This window comes from aff. Roholtiella sp. LEGE 12411, assembly GCF_015206995.1.
In the GTDB taxonomy this organism is placed as follows: domain Bacteria; phylum Cyanobacteriota; class Cyanobacteriia; order Cyanobacteriales; family Nostocaceae; genus Komarekiella.
The window spans coordinates 18,576-39,833 of the sequence record NZ_JADEXR010000014.1; the positions used below are offsets into that span (position 1 = coordinate 18,576).

Here is a 21,258-nt window from a genome sequence, read left to right on the forward strand (position 1 = left end):
CAAATAGGAGTCCTAAGTAAATAAGGGATTAATCAGCCTTTGCACTCCATTAATCAGCCTTTGCACTCCATTAATCAGCCTTTGCACTCCATTAATCAGCCTTTGCACTCCATTAATCAGCCTTTGCACTCCATTAATCAGCCTTTGAACTCCATTAATCAGCCTTTGAACTCCATTAATCAGCCTTTGAACTCCATTAATCAGCCTTTGAACTCCATTAATCAGCCTTTGCACTCCATTAATCAGCCTTTGAACCTCGTAATATCAACTCCCGTTGATTAATTGTAATTCCCGCATCCGTACAAAAACCTGCCCCTTTGCACCATGCGGTCTTTAAGTAAAAAAAAATTGCTCATCATAAGTCTGAGTAGCTTATCATGCTAAATTACTAAAGCCTGGTGTTGGGAAACTCCGGTGAAATTCCGGGACTGTGCCGCAGCTGTAATGGGATTACCCAAGTCAGAATGCCAACTCTAGGAATGTCTTGAAGACACAACCATCGTCTACTCCCTGCGTCGCACGGGGAAGGAGTTACAATTTTGTCGTCTGGATTTGCCACTTGTCCTGGCTTGTTTTACTCTACATCTGCCGAAGACGGTATATTATCTCGAATTAGAATACCAGGTGGGATTCTGGATAGTATACAGTGCCGGGCGATCGCAGATATAGCAGACCATCACGGCGGCGGTTATGTGGATGTGACTAATCGCGCTAACTTACAAGTCCGCGAAATCCACACAAAGATCAACTCTCAAGTTCTTAAACACCTACAGGATATAGGACTAGGTTCTAGTAATACTGCTGTAGACCACATCCGCAATATAATGACTAGTCCTACTGCTGGTATCGATCCACAGGAATTGATCGACACCCGCCCTTTTGTTCAAGGTTGGGATGATTTTATCGCCGCATATCCTGCCTTGTCGGAACTATCTGCAAAATTTAGCGTTTGCTTCGATGGTGGTGGCACAGTCTCAGTAAGCGATCGCCTGAATGATATCACGTTTGCTGCTGTCTTAATTGACGGTAGTGTTTACTTGCGCCTCTATCTCAGTGTCGGCGCAAAGGGAGCACCACCCAGCGATGTGGAAATTTTGTTGTCACCAGAGCAATGCTTGCAAATTTTGGCAGCTTTGGCTGATGTCTACCTGGCTCATCTTGATACTACGAGTAAACGCAAGCCACGTCTGCGAGAGTTGTTGAATACTTTGGGTTATGAAAATTATCTCCAGGAAGTTGAGCAACGTCTACCTTTTCCTCTGGTTAGAATGAGGTGCGAAGAGTGTCAAATCCCAACTGCCAAATATCAGCATATCGGCATCTATCCCCAGCGTCAGCAAGATTTATTTTATATCGGTATCGTACTACCACTTGGTCGGCTAGATAGTACGCAGATGCAGGGTTTGGCTGATTTGGCAGAAAAATACGGTAGCGGTACTCTCAGGCTAACTCCCTGGCAAAATTTGCTCTTAACTGATATTCCCCAGCAATGGGTTATTGATGTCCAGAATCAACTTGCTTTGTTAGGATTAGATTCCTCGATCACCAACATCAAGAGTGCATTAGTTGCCTGTTCTGGCAACAAAGGTTGTGCCGCTTCTGCCACTGACACCAAAAGACACGCGTTGTCGTTAGCAGAGTATCTCGAAACACGCCTCACCCTGGATCGCCCAATTAATATCCACTTCAGCGGCTGTATTAAATCTTGCGCTCAGCATACCAAGAGTGATATCGCCTTACTTGGTGTCAGCATTGAAGTGGATAATAGAACTGTGGAGGGATATCACGTTTATGTTGGTGGGGGTGATTACAACCAGAAATTTGGTCGTGAACTTTACCAATACGTGACTTTTGACAAACTACCTCCACTGTTAGAGCAGATGTTAAAAACGTATAAAATCCAACGCACCAATCCCGGCGAGTCCTTTGGAGAATTTACCAATCGATATGCAATCGCCCAATTAAAACAGTTATTCGCTAGCCCAGATTCCAATTCTCAAACAGAATGCCCGACTATATCCGAGATGCCAATGAAATCTACCGTAATTCCTTTGCAATTATCCGGTCAGAAGCGAACCTAGATGTGCTGCCGCTAGATGTAGCAAAAGTTGCTGTGCGCCTGATTCATGCCTGTGGAATGACGGATATTGTTACCGACTTGGGATATTCACCAACGGCGGTACAGTCTGGGCGGGCAGCACTAGCAGCGGGAGCGCCAATTTTGTGCGATTGCCGGATGGTTGCCGAAGGCGTCACAAGGCGGCGGCTGCCTGCGAACAATCAAGTTATCTGTACCCTTAATTATCCTGAAGTACCAGAACTTGCTCAGCATCTGGGTACTACGAGGTCAGCAGCTGCCTTGGAATTATGGCGATCGCACCTAGAAGGAGCAGTGATCGCCATTGGGAATGCGCCTACAGCACTGTTCCGCCTGTTAGAAATGCTGGATACGGTAGCTACTAAACCTGCCGTGATCTTGGGCTTTCCAGTTGGGTTTGTTGGTGCAGCAGAATCAAAAGCAGCATTGGCAGCAGACAGCAGGAATGTACCATTTTTAACATTACACGGTCGGCGCGGCGGTAGTGCGATCGCAGCAGCAGCAGTTAACGCCCTAGCAACAGAGGAAGAATGAACATGGAAACCAAAGGTCGTCTGTATGGAATTGGCGTAGGGCCAGGTGATCCAGAATTGTTGACCCTGAAAGCGCTGCGGCTATTACAGGCGGCTCCTGTAGTCGCCTATCAATCAGCAACAGACAAACAAAGTATTGCGCGGGCGATCGTCTCGCAGTATCTTACTGGCAATCAAATCGAGGTAGCATTCCACCTACCCCGCGCTTTAGAGCCAGAAAAGGCACAGGCCATTTACGATCAAGAAGTTGAACCAATTGCTGAACATCTTGCAGCAGGACGGAATGTGGTGGTGCTGTGCGAAGGTGATCCGTTTTTCTACGGCTCCTTTATGTATGTATTCACGCGGTTATCTGAGCAGTACGAAACAGAAGTTGTGCCCGGAATTTCCTCATTGATGGCTTGTCCAGTGGCCTTGGGTGTACCCTTCACCTACTACACCGATATTCTGACAGTTTTACCCGCCCCACTACCACCAGAAGAGTTAATCACACATCTACTAGCAACTGACGCCGCAGCGATTATGAAGTTAGGTCGCCATTTTACAAAAGTGCGCGATATCCTACATCAATTAGGATTAGCATCGCGGGCAAGATACATTGAGCGGGCGACAATGGCACAGCAAAGAATTGTACCTTTGGATGAAGTCGATCCAGCAGCAGTACCTTACTTCTCGATGATTGTAGTCCCAAGTAAGAATCGACTATAGAGCTTTGGAAAAAGTCAGGTCTGTAACCATTTTCATAAAGCCAAAATGACATGGACTCCTCTACATGCAAAAATACATCGTACCATGCGATCGCGTCACTTATTTGAGCGCAAACAACGGCTATTAGTAGCTGTTTCCGGTGGGCAAGATTCTCTATGCTTAATAAAGCTATTGTTAGATTTACAACCGAAATGGGGATGGCATATAGGTATCGCACACTGCGATCATCGCTGGCGTTTTGACTCCCAAGCTAATGCTAATCATGTAGAAAACTTAGCTAAGACTTGGAGTATGTCCTTTTATTTAGAAACAGCCAATCAGCCATTGAATAGTGAAGCTGCTGCACGCAATTGGCGGTATCAAGCTTTAAGTGCGATCGCCCAAGCAAATAATTATCAATATATTGTTACAGGACACACTGCAAGCGATCGCGCCGAAACTCTCCTTTACAATTTAATTCGCGGTACTGGTGCTGATGGTTTGCAAGCTTTGACTTGGCTACGTCCACTAACTGCGGGCGTTTTGCTAGTGCGTCCACTTTTAGAAATAACTCGCTCACAAACAGAGCAATTTTGTCAAGATTTTCAATTACCAGTTTGGGAAGATTCCACAAATCTTGATTTGAAATACGCCCGCAACCGTATCCGCCAAGAGCTAATTCCATATTTGCAAGAGAATTTCAATCCCCAAGTAGAATCAGCTTTAGCCCAAACAGCAGAACTTCTCCAAGCAGAAGTGGAATATTTAGAGCAAGCAGCCCAAAAGTTTCGGGAAGAGGCGATGAAAACAGGAGTGGGAGAGTGGGGGAGTGGAGGATTAGAAGTTGGTGAGCAATTATACTATCCCCCTCTTTTCCCCTCGTCTTCTTACCCTTCTGTCCCCTTAAGGTTAAATCGTCGGGTATTGCAGACAGCACCACTGGCTTTGCAACGTCGAGTGATGCGTCAGGTATTGCAGCAGATACTTCCTGATGCGCCCAGTTTTGAACACATTGAAAAATTAACGCTGTTAATTACAGCGCCAAATCGTTCGCAAACTGATCCATTTCCCGGTGGTGCGATCGCTCAAGTAGAAGGCGACTGGATCTGTTTGAAATAGCTAAAGGTTAGTAGTTAATACTTATACTAAGTGTTGGTCTGGTTACTATATTTGAAGTCTTTTTGTTATCAGGGACGATGCACATTATTAGTTTTAGAATCTTAAGAGAATATGCAGAAACCCATGCAGATTGTCAGGAAGTATTAAGTAATTGGTATAAGGTTGCTACTAAAGCAAAATGGTCAAATTTAATTGAAGTACAGCAGGTTTTTCCTAAAGCTGAAGCTGTTGGTAATTTTACAGTTTTCAATATGAAAGGAAATAAATATCGCTTGATTGTTAGTATAGATTATGAAGGGCAGTTAATTTATATTAAGTACATCCTCACCCATGCGGAATACGATAAGGAAAACTGGAAAGATGACCCTTACTTTTAATCCAGATAAATACAAGGAATTGTTAACAGCTTATCTTCCCAAGCTGATAAAAAGTGAAGCTGAAAATGAGCAAGCTTTAAGGATAGTGGAAGATTTAATGCACCTGGAACGTACCCTAGAAGAAGACGAACTTTATCAGTTATTAATTACTTTAATTGAAAAGTTTGAACAAGAATATTATCAGCCAAGCCAGCAGAATAATCCTGTATCTATGTTGTTATTTATTTTAGAGGAATCTGAGAGAAGTAGATCTGATTTAGTAGGGGTTTTAGGGACAGAAGATTTGGTTGATAAAATCTTAAATGGACAAGAGAAGATAAATACAGAACAAGCGCGTAAGCTGGGAGAGTTTTTTCATGTAGAATCTAATTTATTTATAGAATAAAAACTCAGTTCGTAGTTGGGCTAAAGCCCAAAAAAATAAGTTAGATTTGATTACTCTTCAACACTAGATCATGACATGCCTATCAAGGATTTCGGCTAATTTCTGGAGATGTCTACTCATTACCTGTGAAGTCGCTCCCGAACCAGTTGCTCCAGGGTAAGCGCGTTTCATCAAAGCCTCAAAACTTGTTAAGACGCTAGCAATTCTGGTTGAAATACTAGACTTTGGAGAGTATGGCGCATCTGGGCGATCGTCTGGAGTTGATAATCACCAGTTTCTTGGACTTGAGCCAAAGATTCCCCAATTCCTTGCAGCTTATGGCGTAATCCGTCTAAAGAATCCTGAATTGGTTGTAGTGCTTCTTGATAGAGATTTACCCGACTCCAGCATTGGGCGGTTGCTGTTCGCAGGGATAGCAAGTTTTCTTCCATCGCTTTTAGTTCTTGGCGCTTGTTTTCCAAATCATAGGTTTGATTGTCAATCATTCCCTGCGCTAGCTCAATACCACTACGTATCTGCTCAATCTCACGTTCCAGCTTTTGTATTTCCTGTGAATATTGTTGTCGCTGGGTTTCAATTTGTAATAAAATCGGCTCTAAATTAATTTTGTTACCCTCTTCTTCATTGGCAACAGTATGTCCTTGCCGTCGTAGCATAACAGTTTGGTGCTGCTTGAGAAACTTCTGCCGCTGTAACATATTGCGGCGTTGTCCTACTAAAGTTTCGTTTAGCATTTGATAGAGGTCTTTTTCATCCGCCAGTTCCATTTCTAAATTGATATGGTCATGGTCAGATGCGTGATTTAATTTATTTTGTAGTTCTTCTATAGTTTCTTGCTTATATGTCAGTTCTTGTTCTTGATCGTGAACAAAGCTAGCATCTATTTCCAGCTTATACTGTAAATCTTGCACTATCTTTTGTAGTTCTTCTAAAGGCATTTTCTGCAAAGCTTCTATATCAGCTTGCTGGCCGAGAACTATATCAGCCGATGTTGTAGCCAAGGAGTGAATCTGTTGGTATAAATCTTCCTGACTTCGTAATTGCTCCTTGAGTATGCGAGCATACTCTTGCTTGTTGGTGATATCTGCTGTACTTACCTGCAACTGGGCTGTTTGCTGCGCTAGAGAATTTTGTGCCTGTTGCCATGCGTTTTGGCGATCGCTAAATGTTTGCAACAAGCGCTCTACTTCCTCTTGCTGCTGAGCAGCCACAATTTTTTGCTGCTCCAGTTGTTGCCAATGTGGATTAAGCGTACCTTGCTGCCTTTCAACCAATTCAAAAGCTAGATGAAGGTGTTCCCTTACTGTTTCCGTGGGAGCAACGCGACTAGACAAGCGATCTAGTAACTCACTCATCACCCGACTTTGCTGCTCATCCAAAACCGTCCCCTGTTGAAAATCCGCTTGACGCTCCTCCAGACGACGCTGTTCACCTCGTAAATGCTCCCAAGCTCCTTCCAGTTCCTGGCGGTTACGCTCAATTTCTGCTTGCAATCGTTCAATCTCCTCGCGGGATGTATCAACTGCCTGTTTTTGCTGCTCCAGGTGTTGTAACTCATCCTCCAATTCTTGCAGTTGTTCAGAGCGTACTTCCATGTCCATCTCACGGCGATTCAACTCTTGCGCCTGAAATGTTAACGACTGTTTCCACTGGTCAATTTCATCTTCCTTGAGCTTAAATTTTTCCAGCTGGCGAGAAAAATTCTGCAAAATGTTTACTAGCGGACGTCCCGCTTCTTGAATCCGTTGTACTTGACGATTCGGATTTATTTCAACTAGCACCAGTGCGCCATCATTTAATTTACCTGCGTCTTCAGCTGCAATTACTTCTTCCGACACAGTATTCCAATTTTGATCAGTCCGCTGACAAGCTAGCAGTTTCAGTTCAGTTTTAGAACCACCGCCTAGTAAGCCGCCTTTCTGCTTTTGTACTTCTGCTAAATACAGCACACCGTTAGTCCTTGTTGATGCACTTAAACTCGTGTTTTGGAATATACGTTAGATAATTCTGTTAACTTGTCTTACTGAACCTAAGTTTAAGGAAGACAGACGAAACTATTTATAGACGTGAGATATTACGTCTTGATATTTATAGAAGCGATTTAGATCGCGCTTTTATATTTTGTACTGACGATAGTTACGATGACTTCCGTGTTAACACTAGCTTTGTCAAAGGTTATTACAAAAGTTTAAAGTTTATAGCTTAATATATCTCCCGCTCAGAGCAAGGGATTGGAGAAAAATCTTTCTAATAGCCCATAATCAATACCTAATACGCCTACTTAAAACATGGAAAAATTCCAGCGCAGAATTAATAAAAATGTCAACAGGATTACAGGGAGCATCTTTTAATTAAATGCAGGGAAATTTAAATGAAATTGATATTTGCAGTATTCTGCAATTGATTGAGTTAGGACAGCGAACTGGACAACTATTGGTAGAAGCCCCTAGCTCTCACCATAGCAACAGGGATGGACAAGAAATTCTTGGATACCGCTCTAAACAACAGTCTTGGCTCGTCTTTTTCCTCAACGGTCAAATTATCTATTGCCAAGAAGGCGAGAGTAGTTTATCTCGGATTGGCGATTATTTACGTCATTACCGAGTTGAGATGCGACTCGAAGAAATACAATCTGCCTCCCTATGCTCAATAAACGCACCAGAATATGCTTATCTTTGGGCACTCTTGGAGCGAAATATAATTAAACCGAAGATAGCTGTTAGCATAATCCACGGTTTGGTACATGAAACCCTCTTTGACCTGCTGAGCTTACATCAAGGTAACTTCATTTTCCATCAGGGTGTAGCACTTGCCCCACAATTAAACACTTTGGAGATTGCTCCGCTGGTTACTAAAGTTACGAAGCAAGTGCAAGAGTGGAAGCAGCTATATCCACACATTCAATCTCCTGAACAATTACCAGTACTGGCTGATCCAGTTCGGCTATGCTCTTCACTACCGACAGCAACATTAAATAAATTACAGCATTGGGCAGATGGGAAAACATCCCTGCGTCAATTGGCTCGCCATCTGAACCGAGACATTTTGACAGTCGCCAAAGCAATATATCCATACGTCCAACAGAATTGGCTACAACTAGTATATTCAGTGACATTACAGCTAGAAACATACACAGAAAATAGAGAGTTAAAAGAAAATCACAGGAAGCGGATAGTATGTATTGACGATGCGATCGCCATCTGTGAAACTGTAGAGTCTATCTTGCAACCACATGGGTATGAGACAATCTCACTCACAAATCCTTTAGAGGCTCTCAGTCTCGTTTTTAAACTCAAGCCGGATTTAATTTTGTGTGATATAACTATGCCGCAATTGGAAGGGTACGAAATTTGTACCATGCTGCGACATTCAACAGCATTTCGGCTTGTACCAATTATCATGCTGACTGGTAAAGATGGATTTATTGATCGAGTCAGGGCTAGGATGTTCGGGGCAACAGATTATTTGACAAAACCATTTACAGACACTGAGTTACTAATGCTCATAGCCAAATATATCAACAAAGAGTCTTGTGTATCCCATAAACGAGATCTAAGACTTGTTGATCTAACAAAAGATGAGGTAAAAAATGCTATCACAGAATCAGCAAACTAGTGAAACGTCAATATCTAGTAAATTAGTTAGTGAAAAAATAGAATTAATTTATACACTAAATACTTGCGGAGGAATCAGGGAATGTTCCAAATAGGAACGTCTACATCAGGAGGTAGATAAACACTTATGAGTACAGTTCTGATTGTGGAAGACAGTATCGCGCAAAGAGAGATGATTACAGACCTCCTGAAAGCAACTGGCCTAACAGTCACCCATGCCAGTGATGGACTAGAAGCGTTGGAGGCAATTCAAAGCGCACCTCCCGATTTAGTGGTATTGGATATTGTCATGCCCCGGATGAACGGCTACGAAGTTTGTCGTCGGTTAAAGTCAGATCCGAAAACCCAAAATGTCCCTGTAGTAATGTGTTCTTCTAAAGGCGAAGAATTTGATCGCTACTGGGGTATGAAGCAAGGTGCAGACGCCTACATAGCCAAACCATTTCAACCAACTGAGTTGGTGGGAACAGTCAAACAACTGCTGCGAGGATAAGGATGAAAACAATATGGTAAGCAAACCGGACTTTTTAAGCGGAAGTGGTCAAGACCACTTCCGTCCTGAATTACAAGTAGAAAGTCCTGAAGGTGAGTTACATTTGAGATTTTACATTCCCTCGCATCAGGAGTTTGCACTACAAGCAACTGGCATCCGGGAGGTAATTGAACTAAGTCCTGATAGAATCACTCCGATTCCTAATGCTTCTCCTTTACTTTTGGGTACTCTAAATTTACGAGGTCGAGTTATTTGGGTGGCTGATTTGGGTCAATTTCTTGGAGAAGCAAGTGCATTAAACACAGATAGAGCTGAAATTCCGGTGATTGCCATTGAAGAGCAAGACACAATAGTGGGTTTAGCAGTAGAGGAAATTGGTGGTATGGACTGGCTGGATATACAGCATCTCATGCCACCAACTGGTGTTCCAGATACTATGGCTCCCTTTTTGCGCGGAGAGTGGTTATTAGATACTAAAAAAAATCAATGTCTACGACTGCTCGATCAAATGGCAATTTTGCGGAGTGCACGGTGGGCAGGATGAAATTGGAGGAGGAAATGGCAGCAAGTATTGATGATTACGAGCCAAGATATCAGCTGGCGATGACAGCCTATGTACAAAGGAACTATGAAGTTGCCGCTACTTTAGTTGACCAAGTGGTGCAAAGTTTCCCAAATGACCCTAACTCTCGTTTGTTACGGGGTCACATCTACTACGTTTTGCAGCAGTACGATGTAGCGCAAGAAGAATATCTACAGGTGTTGCATTTAACTGACGATCAAGAAATCATTGGTTTTGCCAATAATGGACTTGAAAATATTAATCAACACCTTCAAATACTAGGTAGTCAAGGTGATGCATCAGTAGATCAAGAGCAAATCAATCCCATAGAGATATCTGATTCTCTGGTACATAATGAACAAGAATTTGCAGATTTGGGTACTAGTAAGGAGTTTGATATCAGTAGCCTTGATTTAAAATCCTTTGGGGAGCATCAACAAGCTGTGAATGCACTGGAAGAGCTATCCTTAAACAGTTCATTTGACATACCCACAGACAGCATTGAATTTGAGAGAATATCAGATTCATCGATAACTTTTGGTGAAGATCCTTTTGCTTTTAATCAACAATTACAGGAGCAAGAGGTGGATGGCATCAATTGGCAGGAGCAAGCAGAATTAGAGTTACCCGCTTTCTGGCAACAAGATATCTCAGAAGAGAGTTTTGAAGAACCACTAGTGAATGGTAATTTTCTAGATTTGGGCGCAAATCTAACTAACGAAAGTTCGGCAATTGACAAAAATAACAATAACTATTCACCTTTTGCCTCGGCTAATTCACAAACCATAAATAGCCAGAATAACTCTTCTGATTTCTTGATTGATTCCGAAGCTCAAAAAGCTAGTATTGAGAATTTGGAATTTCAAAAAACTAATCTGGTGGATGAAAACTTATTGATCGTCGAAATAGAACTTAAGAATGATTCAATAGCATCAAATAGCCTTGATTATACCAATCAAGATAATTTGTTGCGTCAGAAACAAATTGGGATTACAGAAGATTTGCAGCCGAAAAATACAGAGGTATCATCATCTTTTAATAATGGCAATTTTGCCCTGAAAGAAAAGCAGTTAAAATCAGATAAACTCATAGAAAAGAACAATTCTTATGATGATGAAAATTTTGATCTTGAAGCGTTTGAGTCTGCTTTTGGTTCAGAGGAATTAACATCTAGTGGAGATACTGAAGATACAAGTAGTATACAAACTGGAGAAAATTCTAAAAGCAATATAGAATTTTTAGACGATTTTGAAGAATTTGACGATCTAGGGAATATTCCGGGGTTTGACCTGATAGGAGAAGATTCTAACTTCGGTGATATGGCAATGCATTCTGGTGCATTAGAAACCAATGGCGATCTAGGCAGTAAAGACGTGGAGCCTATTGCAACTAATGTAGCTAGCGATCGCGAAGAAGAACTGTTCACAATTACTAGCTCACATGAAGCAGTCCCAGTTTTTACCCAAACAGATGTCTCGAAGATAGAACCTAATGTTACGGTCGAGCAGGGTTTGTTAGCGCCGTTAGAAAACGCTCCTATCCAAAGCAAACAGTGGTTAGTTGCTGGGAGCGTGGGTATTATATCGGCACTGGTTGTAGCTACAGTCAGCTTTGTAGCCACTACATTTTCTCCAGCGCAACAACGGGAATCAGTCAGGAACACAGGTTGGGCAATGTCACTAGCCGCTGGGATAGCAGGTTTTGCTACCGCAGGCTTCATGGGGACTCTCACACTCAAGCAAATTCGGCGTACAACTGACGATTTGCAAACTCAGTTTGATGCTGTACGCCAAGGAAATCTCAATGCTCAAGCCACAGTATATTCTGAAGATGAATTTGGGCAGCTAGCCGCTGGTTTTAATGAAATGGCGCGTGTAATTTTCACCACTACCAATGAAGCCCAGCGTAAAGCCGATGAACAAGAGGAGGCCAAAGAAAACCTGCAACGCCAAGTGATTCGTCTGTTGGACGATGTGGAAGGAGCAGCTAGAGGAGATTTAACGGTACAAGCGGAAGTGACAGCCGACGTACTCGGAGCTGTAGCCGATGCCTTTAACCTGACAATTCAGAACCTGCGAGATATTGTGCAACAGGTAAAAGTGGCAGCCAAGGAAGTAACCAAAGGTGCAACTAACTCCGAAACTTTTGCGAGAGCCTTATCTAGTGATGCTTTGCGACAAGCGGAAGAGTTGGCAGTCACGCTTAATTCCGTACAGGTGATGACCGATTCGATTCAGCGGGTAGCAGAGGCGGCGCGGGAAGCAGAAACTGTTGCCCGCGATGCTAGCACTATTGCTCTTAAAGGCGGGGAAGCAGTAGAAAATACCGTAGCGGGTATTTTGGAAATTCGGGAAACTGTTGCCGAAACTACCCGAAAAGTCAAACGACTGGCGGAATCCTCGCAAGAAATTTCTAAAATTGTGGCGTTGATTTCCCAGATTGCTTCTAGAACCAACTTGCTGGCACTCAATGCTAGTATTGAGGCGGCAAGGGCAGGAGAAGCCGGACGTGGGTTTGCGATCGTAGCGGATGAAGTGCGTCAATTAGCGGACAAATCTGCCAAATCTTTGAAGGAAATTGAACAAATTGTGATGCAAATCCAAAGCGAAACAGGCTCTGTAATGACCGCGATGGAAGAAGGCACACAACAGGTAATTAAAGGCACAAAATTGGCAGAAGAAGCCAAGCGATCGCTAGAAAACATCATTCAAGTGGCAAATCGTATTGACATTCTTGTGCGCTCAATTACTACTGATACTGTGGAACAGACGGAAACCTCCCGCGCCGTTGCTCATGTAATGCAGTCAGTGGAACTCACAGCACAAGAAACTTCCCAGGAAGCGCAGCGAGTTTCTGGTGCTCTACAAAACCTAGTAGGTGTATCCCGCGACTTGATTGCCTCCGTTGAACGTTTCCGAGTGGAAACTATGGAAACCAGGTAATTTGTCATTTGTCCTTTGTTATTTGTTTATGACTCTTGACCCTTGACCCTTGACCCTTGACTAAAAAACTATGCTGCCGGAACAACAACAGCGGATTTTGGGCTACTTTATTGAAGAAGCCAGAGACCACCTGAATACAATTGAGCAGGGGTTGCTGAATCTTGAGGGTACCCTGAACGACCCGGAAATGATTAACGAAGTCTTCCGGGCGGCTCACTCCATCAAAGGAGGAGCGGCGATGCTTGGTCTGACTAGTATCCAGCACACATCCCACCGTTTGGAAGATTGTTTCAAAGTTCTCAAAGAGCATCCAGTTCAGGTTGACGAAAAGTTAGAGTCTTTATTTCTTGGTGTGTCTGATACTCTAAAGGTGCTCTTAGAGCATTTGAGCGGACAGTTCGGTTTATCGGAAGATGCAGCTAATACTCTGATGTCAGAAACTGAGCCGGTCTTTCAATGGCTGAATCAGCATCTCGAACAGCTTGTCGAAAAAGGTAGTAGTCAAGTAATAAATAGTACTTCTACACAGGAAATACATTCAAACTCTAAAGATAACCTTTCCACCCTCACAGAATTTTTCCTGCGGCGGGATATTCCCAGTTTGCCAGAAGACACCCGAAAGGAATCTACAGAAATATTTTTCTCAGTAACACCCCAAGAGGTAAGTTCATCGTTCGCCATCGGGTCTTCAAGGGAGAAGACGTTGGCACAGCTAGACGCTAACGGACACAGCGAATCGGCGCTATCGCCAGTCACAGTCAAGGTAACTGATAGTTGGAGCGAGTTTCAAGCCCATGTGTTACAAACACTACGGAAAATGTTGCAACTGTTTAAGCAAACAACAACACCCGAAACGCGGCAAAATCTTCAGCAATGCTGTCAACAGTTAGTGAAACTTGGTGCAGCCCAGAATTTATCTAAGTGGTGTGATTTGTGTCAAGCAGCAGCTAGCGCGATCGGTAATTCCGAAAACACTTATCTGACTTTAGCTAAAATCGTCATTACCGAAATCAAACAAGCTCAGGAATTAGTTCTACAAGGTAGGGAAGCCGAAATTGTAATTAGTCAGCAACTAGAAGTCCTTTTAAGCTTTGTAGAAATTGAGTTGCTAGAAACTACCCCCGACTTAGTTGATGAACAGCCTGCGGTTTTGACAGAATTATCAACTACGCCAGAGCCAATTCTATTCGCCAATACTCTCGATATCACTGATAACGCCGCGCAGTTAGTGCCACCTATAGCGCCACCGCAAGATAGCATAACTAGCCTATCTGAGCTAACTGAGCAACTTAACCTCGACGACGAGCCAGGCGATCGCTACACTAACGTCTTGGAAGAACACGCCTCTGTTGAATTACAACCAACATTAAAAGGCGCTGTTACTCAAAATACTCTTGCTATTAATCTTTTGCCAGAGCATGAAGACGAGATACATCCGATTAATAGTAGTATTGACCCCAATGGGCCAGAAGTAGGAATAGCTGAGTTAAATACACTTGCCGATTTATTTGAAGGTGAAACTCCCGATCTAGATGAAACCTGGCAACAAGAGAAAATCTTAGACACTGTTGCTACCGATGCATCAGGAATTGATTTCAGCAATTGTGACACTGAGGATGCTGAAACCGACTTATCTGATTTACTCTCGTTTGATGAAGAGATAAGCGACGATCAGCACCCACCAACCACAGCTGAGATAGAAGACTTATCCTTATTATTTGGTGACAACTTTTTAGACAAGGAAAATCAAGAATCACAAAATCAACCAACATTTGCTACGACCGTAGAGTTTAGCAATATTGCGATTTCTAATCTAAATTTAGAATTTTCTCCCTTAAATATTTTACAAGAATTTACGGAAAGTTCTGGCGACTCTGAGCAATCTTTGCAGGAAATTACTCAGAAGAGGGACAACGAAAACGATGTAGTTGAAGATTTACTGGTACAGGCACTAGATGATGATCAACCACTGCTCACAGGCGGAGGAACTCAACCAGAGACTGAAACTATCGCCAGTATGGAACTATCCACCAACCAACAAAACAATTTTGATAAATTATTCTTAGAAACTGGGTATGCAGAGTGGGTAGAGGAAATTACTCCTGACGACTATGCAGAATCACGTAGGAAGTCCCAGTCAGGCTTATCTTTGGAAAGTCTATTTGCTGAAACAGAAGAACATGCATTACCGTTTACAGGTGAGTTAGAACTAGGTGAATTATTTGATACTAATCCGCTAACCGCATCTGAGCTTTCTCACTTAGAGGATGACCTGAGCACCTTCTGGAACCAGGAAATCATCGCAGAACAACAGCATGAATTCGATTCTGTCGTTGAGCAGGACGTGGCAAAGGCGTTAGAAGAAAGTTTGTTTACCGCGACTACTGATGACATATTTGCCGACAGTCAGCAGTCTATACCACCCAGTCTCGATCTAGAAGATTTTGATATAACTTTGCAGCAGCCAGAGCAGCAGCTAGATCTGCTATTCTCCTCAGATGCCAGAGATGATTTCTTTGAGGATTTAGCACCAATTAACTCAGCAATTTCCTCGACAATAGACAATAGCGCAACGTTAGCAAGTCTTGAAGCACCAGCAACTCCTATAGAGATTCACAGCTTGTCGCCAGAACCAGAACCTTTGGATTTTATACCAGAGTTTACCAACCAGCCTACAGAGATATCATCTATAGATTCTCCCAAAACATTTGCTGATCTGGAAATTGGTTTGTCTGACGCTTTCAATGACAACACAGATGAAAATTCACAACTGCTGTCTGAGGATATAGCTAACATTACTTATATTCAAATTGAGACTACAGATAATATAAAAAATGATTTATCTTTTACAGAAACTGCGAACCAGGAAGAATTAGTAGAAAATGTAGAAAACACGGCAAACCTTGACTTGCAAACCGTCAATGACTTTACACAAACAGTTATTCCGGAACCGATGGTAACAGGCTTAGACTTCAGCTTAGATGAGTCCAATCTGGAAACTGATGAAAATCTAGAAGCAGATTTGTCTGAGCATGTGTGCGATTTAGAAGAGACAGATAAACCTGCATTAGTAAATCAAGCAGAGAATAATATTGTTACCTCAACTGAAGAATTGGAAGTGGCATCAGTTGAAGCAGTTGCTGTAGAAAATGACAGCCCTATCCTAGATGAATTTGCCGAATTGGAAGCATTATTAGGACAGGAAGGAGCACCCAGCCCCAATACTACCTCCATACAAGAAATAGATTTTGCTGCTTTGGAAGCATTATTAGGTGCAGACAACGATGAGACAGCAGCCATATCTAACTATCAGCAGCCCTTCAAAACTCAACCCGTCTTGATACCGCTCAATACCGTTTCATCACCGCGCATAGATGATGAATTTGGTGACTTAGAAAAGTTGCTGGCAGAAGCGGATCAAACAATATCTCACTCATCACTTATAAAATCGAATACAGGAAAAACTCTACGCCCCTCCACTCGTCGTACTGCGAGATTTGAAGAAACAATGAAAGTTCCAGTCAAGCAACTGGACGATATGAGCAATTTAGTTGGAGAGTTGGTGGTAAATCGCAACACCCTAGAGCAGGATCATGAACGGTTGCGACAGGCACTAGATAACTTGCTGATTCAGGTGCAACAGCTATCAGATGTAGGGGCGAGGATGCAGGAGTTGTATGAGCGATCGCTACTAGAAGCCTCTCTTTTGGCTGGTCGCAAAACTAAAGACTCTGGCATTCCATCTGCTGACTCCAATTCCGACAGGGGTTTTAGCGAGCTAGAAATGGATCGCTTTACTCCTTTCCATACATTATCCCAGCAAATGATTGAGCGCATTGTACGAGTGCGTGAGTCGGCTAGTGATATTGACTTTGTTACCGAAGAAACTGAGCGAGTGGCCCGGCAATTCCGCCAGGTAACTACACAGCTACAAGAAGGACTCACAAGAGCGCGAATGGTGCCTTTTGCCCAAACAATTGATCGCTGGCGGCGAGGAGTGCGCGACAATGCCATTAAATGTGGCAAACAAGTGGAGTTGGTCATCGAAGGTGGAGATACCTTAATTGACAAGATGATTTTGGATCATCTGACCGATCCGCTGACTCACATGCTGAATAATGCGATCGCTCACGGTATTGAAACGGCAGACGAACGACAAGCCGTCGGAAAACCATCAGTGGGAATTATTACTATCCGTGCCTTTCACCAAGGCAACCAAACCATCATTTCCGTAGGCGATGACGGCGCGGGTATTGATTCAGAACGAGTTAAGGCCAAGGCAGTGAAGATTGGCATGATTACAGAAGCTCAGGCAAAAACCATCTCTCACCTAGAAGTCTACGACCTGCTGTTCCAGTCTGGTTTTACAATCAAAGATCAGGCAGATGAAATCTCTGGTCGCGGTGTGGGTATGGACGTAGTTCGCTCCGAGATTAGCGAAATTCGTGGGACAGTTAATACCAATTCCACTATTGGCAAGGGAACCACCTTCACCATCCGTCTGCCATTGACCCTGAGTATTTGTAAAGCCCTTTGCTGCGTTTCCGATAAAGCTCGCATTGCCTTCCCTATGGATGGTGTAGAAGATACGCTAGATATACCAGTCAAAAATATCCAGCACAATGCTAATGGGCAATCATTTATTTCCTGGCGTGATACACAGCTGCCATTCCGATCTCTGAAGGAACTTTTAACCTTCAATCGCCAGATCAGTCGTGGTAATGTCTATGGCGGTAATCGAGATGATGACATGGTTTCTGTTGTTGTGGTGCGATCGGGCAGTACTCTAATTGCTCTACAAATTGACCTGGTGCTGAGCGAACAAGAAATTGTGATTAAGCAATTTGAAGGGCCAGCGCCCAAACCCATTGGTGTAGCTGGTGCTACAGTCCTAGGTGATGGTCGTATTATGCCCATTGCTGACGTGCTGGAAATAATTGATATCTTCCAAGGACGGATTTCTACACAAACTAGTGGCAGTTCTTGGCAACAAAAAGGTACTCCTACAGACCCGCCTGTTGTGAAGATTGACCCAACTGTGCTAATTGTCGATGACTCAATTACAGTCCGAGAGTTGCTCTCCCTGACGTTTAACAAGGCAGGTTATCGCGTAGAACAGGCGCGTGATGGACAGGAAGCTTGGGATAAACTGCGCTCCGGTCTGCCTTGCGATATCGTATTTTGCGATATTGAAATGCCCCGTTGCGATGGTCTAGAGTTACTCTCTCGCATTCAGAAAGACTCGAACCTCAACCACCTGCCGATCGCTATGCTCACCTCGCGTGGTGCAGATAAGCACCGACAAATGGCAGTTCAACTCGGTGCTAGCGGCTACTTTACTAAGCCTTACCTAGAGGAAGCTCTACTGGAAGCTGCGGCGCGGATGCTCAAAGGGGAGAAACTCGTTAATAGTAATGCTTAGTTGGGGTTTACGTTATCTGTTGCCTTCTGATATCATGTCCCGCCAAAAGTGAGACAATCAAAAAAACTCAAAAATATTTGAGAGGTAAAAAAATTGTCTCTAACTTCAATTGCGAAAATTAAAAATCTTGAAGTGCGGAATGAGGGTTTTATCCTTGTGAATATAACGTGAGTTCAATTACTGCGATCGCATATATAGGACTAGTATTTGATTACTGAAAAAAATTCAGTACATCTTTCTTTATTACTTCTTCTCCATGCCCCATTCCCCATTGCCTCTTCGCCCCTAATCCCCAAAGGGGGCCCCGAGTTCCCCAGAGGGGGCCCCACCTTCTCCATTCGGTGTCTCTACGAGTCAGTTCACGAATCAAATCGGATTACTATATCACTAACTGAAATTACTGATTTGGCTTTGTCTGGGGAGCGATCGCATCCCAAGATTGAGCAGTTTGTCAATCAATTAAACCTGCTTCTCTGGCTCTGATTTGAGTTATTATTCGCAGATTTTTCCCTTGATTTTTCAACTCTTCACCATCAATTCCTAAAGCGTTTTGCAGCTTATCCCAGTAGTGACGCACCATGCGTTCAGATACACTAATACGTTGAGCGATCGCTTTATCTTGTAATCCTTCTTGAAACGCTAAAGTCAGTAGTAACCGCCATTCTGGTTTTACTTGCAATTCCGAGTAAATTTCTTGAATATCTTTTGTATGAGTTAATCCCTGTAAAGCCCACTTAACTCTAGCGAGCATTTCTTTAGTAGAAAGACTTTTATCAGCAACTGTAAAGCCTCCTTTGTAAGCCTCAATCTCAGGCTTCATCCGCACCAATGTCCGAATATGGATGCTTTGGACAATGATATTCAGGTTAGGATAATTCTCCATCAAATTTCTGAGGAGTTGCATACCTGTATTAGTCGATGCCATTACTCCAGGCTTTTCTGGAATATAAATATCGATTACAACAAGGTCTGGCTGCAAAATTGACACTTGATTTAGAGCATTTTCGGCGGTTTGAGCAGTGAAAATTTTAGCACTTGGATACTGAGAGCGTAGCACCTCAATTGTTCCATTTAGACACATCTGGTGACAATCAATTAACAAAAGTTTAAATGATGCCTTTTCTGGTAAATTTTGGCTCATGCTTGCTAACTCGCCTTTCAACGCTTCTCCGATGAATAACTACTTCTTATTTAAGGGGTTTTCCTGACGCCGCGAGTATTTAATAGCAGGTAATACCTCCAATTGTCGGAAATAATCCTTCTCTTGTGAGATGTCGGTTTGCTCATATCCCCCGCTGTAAATAGCGATCGCATTGGCAAGTGATGGCTGTGAAGGTGTATGATATTATCGATTATTTATAAAAATGCCAGAAATCTTAACTGATAAAAACTTTACTTATGGTTTGAAGGTTATTGCTTCCCGCGATTCAGACCTAGCAGATATTCTTAAAGCTCTGGGTTCCCCACCTCTTTGGGTACGCGAACCAGGCTTTGCAACGCTCATTCAAATCATCTTAGAACAACAAGTGTCTCTAGCATCAGCTAAAGCAGTTTTTGAGCGGTTGCAACAAATTATATTACCAATTACTCCAGATAACTTTCTCACTTTAAATGATGACCAAATCAAAAAAGTTGGTTTCAGCAGGCAAAAAGCTCTTTATGGACGCTTGTTAGCAGAGTCTATCATTACTGGAAAGCTTGATTTGCTTACCCTGAATGCAATGGATGATGAGGATGTACGCTCTGTTCTCAAAAAAAGTAAAGGTATTGGAGACTGGACAGTTGATATATATCTATTGATGGCACTCCAGCGACCAGATAGTTTACCCAAAGGAGACTTAGGATTAGCTTTGGCAATACAGAAGGTGAAACGCTTAGAACAGCGACCCACACCTAAAGAGATAGAAACTATAGCCGAAAACTGGCGGCCGTGGAGAGCATTAGCCACTCGTTTATTATGGCACTATTATTTGAGTGAGCGATCGCCAAAGCAATGACATTACCTACCATTGGCACCATTGTAGAGACGTTGCAATGCAACGTCTCTTTATTTTGATCTGCGATTAAAAGTCGCCAGAGCGAATTATTCAATTAATCAAGTTGAGTACTATAGGCGCTAAAACCATAAGCCAAAGTTGCTTTCAGAGCAGCTGATGGCTTGAGACTTCTGTTAATAGCTTTCGCAAACGGTACCGGAATTGCTTTAATGGTTTCCGGCAAAATTGCATATTCTTCTGTGGGTTCGACAGTGTATTGCGGACACTTGGTTTTTATTCCAGAATCAGCCAACATTTCCTCAATTTCAGTGGCTGAATACTGCTTAAGATAAACTGGATTTCTCGAAAATGGGTTTAGCTTTCTAATAAAGTTGTGGATAATATGAGAAGGACAGAACTTGTTGTGAAAAGAATGATTGAAAACGAAAATTCCACCAGGCTTTAGTACACGAGATATTTCAGTCAACAGGTTCCTTAATTGTGCATCTGGTATATGCATAAAAACACAGTTAGAAATTACCAAATCTATAGAATTATCTTCTATAGGTAATATTTCCGCAGAAGTGCAAATTAAATTAAATTCAGAGCCAGGGAAAAAATCATATTCTTGTTTAACCTTGATTAAACGACGTAATAAAGGTTCAGAAATATCGATGCCATAATACTTCTGGCATTTAAGATTTTTATCTTTGGAAAGATGTAAAGGAGCACGACCGTAACCACAACCTAGTTCTAATATAGAGTCAACAGATTTATTCAGAGGAAATTTATTCCAAGTACCTCCGGGTCTGCCAGTTAGGAGAGTGTAATCTTGTTTAATAGGTGAAGTTTCTGCAACTTGCTCAATTTTTTGGGAACCATAGTATGTCTTACCAATTTTGTCCCATTTTTGTTTGTGTTTAGTCTTATTTAATTGTTCGTAGTCAGTGGGAAAATAAATGCCATCTTGTAATTCAAAGTCATTTAGACTGAATTTAGCATTTGCTAATTGAGTCATTAGGATTATGCCTCATCAAGAGTTAAGTCTGT

The 21,258-nt window shown here is 42.6% G+C and carries 16 protein-coding genes and 1 riboswitch; of the genes, 12 read left to right on the top strand and 4 right to left on the bottom strand.

Translation table 11 applies throughout. The annotated features are described in order from the left end of the window. Positions 1-12: 12 nt before the first annotated feature. Entirely contained in the window at positions 13-234 is a 222-nt protein-coding gene (locus IQ246_RS05115; RefSeq protein WP_194000740.1) for a hypothetical protein, read from the bottom strand. Between the two features lie 114 nt (positions 235-348). Beyond that, positions 349-491, top strand: a riboswitch (cobalamin riboswitch). Between the two features lie 48 nt (positions 492-539). Here IQ246_RS05115 and cobG point away from each other — a divergent pair. The 6 genes from cobG (at position 540) to IQ246_RS05145 (ending at position 5,199) form a co-directional block, all read left to right on the top strand. After that, a complete protein-coding gene (gene cobG, locus IQ246_RS05120) occupies positions 540-2,081 on the top strand; it encodes a precorrin-3B synthase (protein ID WP_194000742.1) in 1,542 nt (513 codons plus the stop codon). Continuing rightward, the gene (locus IQ246_RS05125; RefSeq protein ID WP_194000744.1) at positions 2,006-2,632 is read left to right on the top strand and encodes a precorrin-8X methylmutase; all 627 of its coding nucleotides are present in this window, start codon (positions 2,006-2,008) and stop codon (positions 2,630-2,632) included. Before cobG ends, IQ246_RS05125 begins: the two co-directional genes overlap by 76 nt. 2 nt (positions 2,633-2,634) lie before the next feature. After that, positions 2,635-3,339, top strand: a complete 705-nt coding sequence (locus tag IQ246_RS05130) for a precorrin-2 C(20)-methyltransferase (RefSeq protein WP_194000746.1) — start codon at positions 2,635-2,637, stop codon at positions 3,337-3,339. 45 nt (positions 3,340-3,384) lie between these two features. Then, positions 3,385-4,437: a tRNA lysidine(34) synthetase TilS gene (tilS, locus tag IQ246_RS05135; RefSeq protein ID WP_194000748.1), complete on the top strand. Its 1,053-nt coding sequence runs from the start codon at positions 3,385-3,387 to the stop codon at positions 4,435-4,437. A 77-nt stretch (positions 4,438-4,514) separates the two neighbouring features. Beyond that, positions 4,515-4,814, top strand: coding sequence for a type II toxin-antitoxin system HigB family toxin (locus tag IQ246_RS05140; protein WP_194000750.1), 300 nt, complete (start codon positions 4,515-4,517; stop codon positions 4,812-4,814). Beyond that, positions 4,798-5,199, top strand: a complete 402-nt coding sequence (locus IQ246_RS05145) for a type II toxin-antitoxin system HigA family antitoxin (RefSeq protein ID WP_194000752.1) — start codon at positions 4,798-4,800, stop codon at positions 5,197-5,199. Before IQ246_RS05140 ends, IQ246_RS05145 begins: the two co-directional genes overlap by 17 nt. Positions 5,200-5,387: 188 nt before the next feature. Here the strand turns inward: IQ246_RS05145 and hmpF are convergent, their stop codons facing one another. Next, the gene (gene hmpF, locus IQ246_RS05150) at positions 5,388-7,148 is read right to left on the bottom strand and encodes a pilus motility taxis protein HmpF (protein ID WP_194000753.1); all 1,761 of its coding nucleotides are present in this window, start codon (positions 7,146-7,148) and stop codon (positions 5,388-5,390) included. 406 nt (positions 7,149-7,554) lie between these two features. Between hmpF and IQ246_RS05155 the strand changes: the two genes are divergently transcribed. The 5 genes from IQ246_RS05155 (at position 7,555) to IQ246_RS05175 (ending at position 18,232) form a co-directional block, all read left to right on the top strand. Then, positions 7,555-8,814, top strand: a complete 1,260-nt coding sequence (locus IQ246_RS05155; protein ID WP_194000755.1) for a response regulator — start codon at positions 7,555-7,557, stop codon at positions 8,812-8,814. 126 nt (positions 8,815-8,940) lie between these two features. After that, positions 8,941-9,306 carry a response regulator transcription factor gene (locus tag IQ246_RS05160; protein ID WP_191759837.1) on the top strand — a complete coding sequence of 122 codons (366 nt, stop codon included), beginning with the start codon at positions 8,941-8,943 and terminating at the stop codon, positions 9,304-9,306. 13 nt (positions 9,307-9,319) lie between these two features. Next, on the top strand, positions 9,320-9,850 hold the full coding sequence (locus IQ246_RS05165; RefSeq protein ID WP_194000757.1) for a chemotaxis protein CheW: 531 nt from the start codon (positions 9,320-9,322) through the stop codon (positions 9,848-9,850). Positions 9,851-9,864: 14 nt separating this feature from the next. Then, positions 9,865-12,810 carry a methyl-accepting chemotaxis protein gene (locus IQ246_RS05170; protein WP_194000814.1) on the top strand — a complete coding sequence of 982 codons (2,946 nt, stop codon included), beginning with the start codon at positions 9,865-9,867 and terminating at the stop codon, positions 12,808-12,810. A 70-nt stretch (positions 12,811-12,880) separates the two neighbouring features. Further along, positions 12,881-18,232, top strand: a complete 5,352-nt coding sequence (locus IQ246_RS05175; protein ID WP_194000759.1) for a response regulator — start codon at positions 12,881-12,883, stop codon at positions 18,230-18,232. Between the two features lie 451 nt (positions 18,233-18,683). Here IQ246_RS05175 and IQ246_RS05180 read toward each other — a convergent pair whose 3' ends face one another. Next, positions 18,684-19,373 carry a response regulator gene (locus IQ246_RS05180; RefSeq protein WP_194000761.1) on the bottom strand — a complete coding sequence of 230 codons (690 nt, stop codon included), beginning with the start codon at positions 19,371-19,373 and terminating at the stop codon, positions 18,684-18,686. Between the two features lie 223 nt (positions 19,374-19,596). On the opposite strand from IQ246_RS05180, the gene IQ246_RS05185 reads away from it, so the two are divergent. Then, entirely contained in the window at positions 19,597-20,229 is a 633-nt protein-coding gene (locus tag IQ246_RS05185) for a DNA-3-methyladenine glycosylase (protein WP_208492013.1), read from the top strand. 94 nt (positions 20,230-20,323) lie between these two features. On the opposite strand, the gene IQ246_RS05190 is transcribed toward IQ246_RS05185, so the two are convergent. Further along, a complete protein-coding gene (locus IQ246_RS05190) occupies positions 20,324-21,226 on the bottom strand; it encodes a class I SAM-dependent methyltransferase (RefSeq protein ID WP_194000763.1) in 903 nt (300 codons plus the stop codon). Between the last annotated feature and the right edge of the window lie 32 nt (positions 21,227-21,258).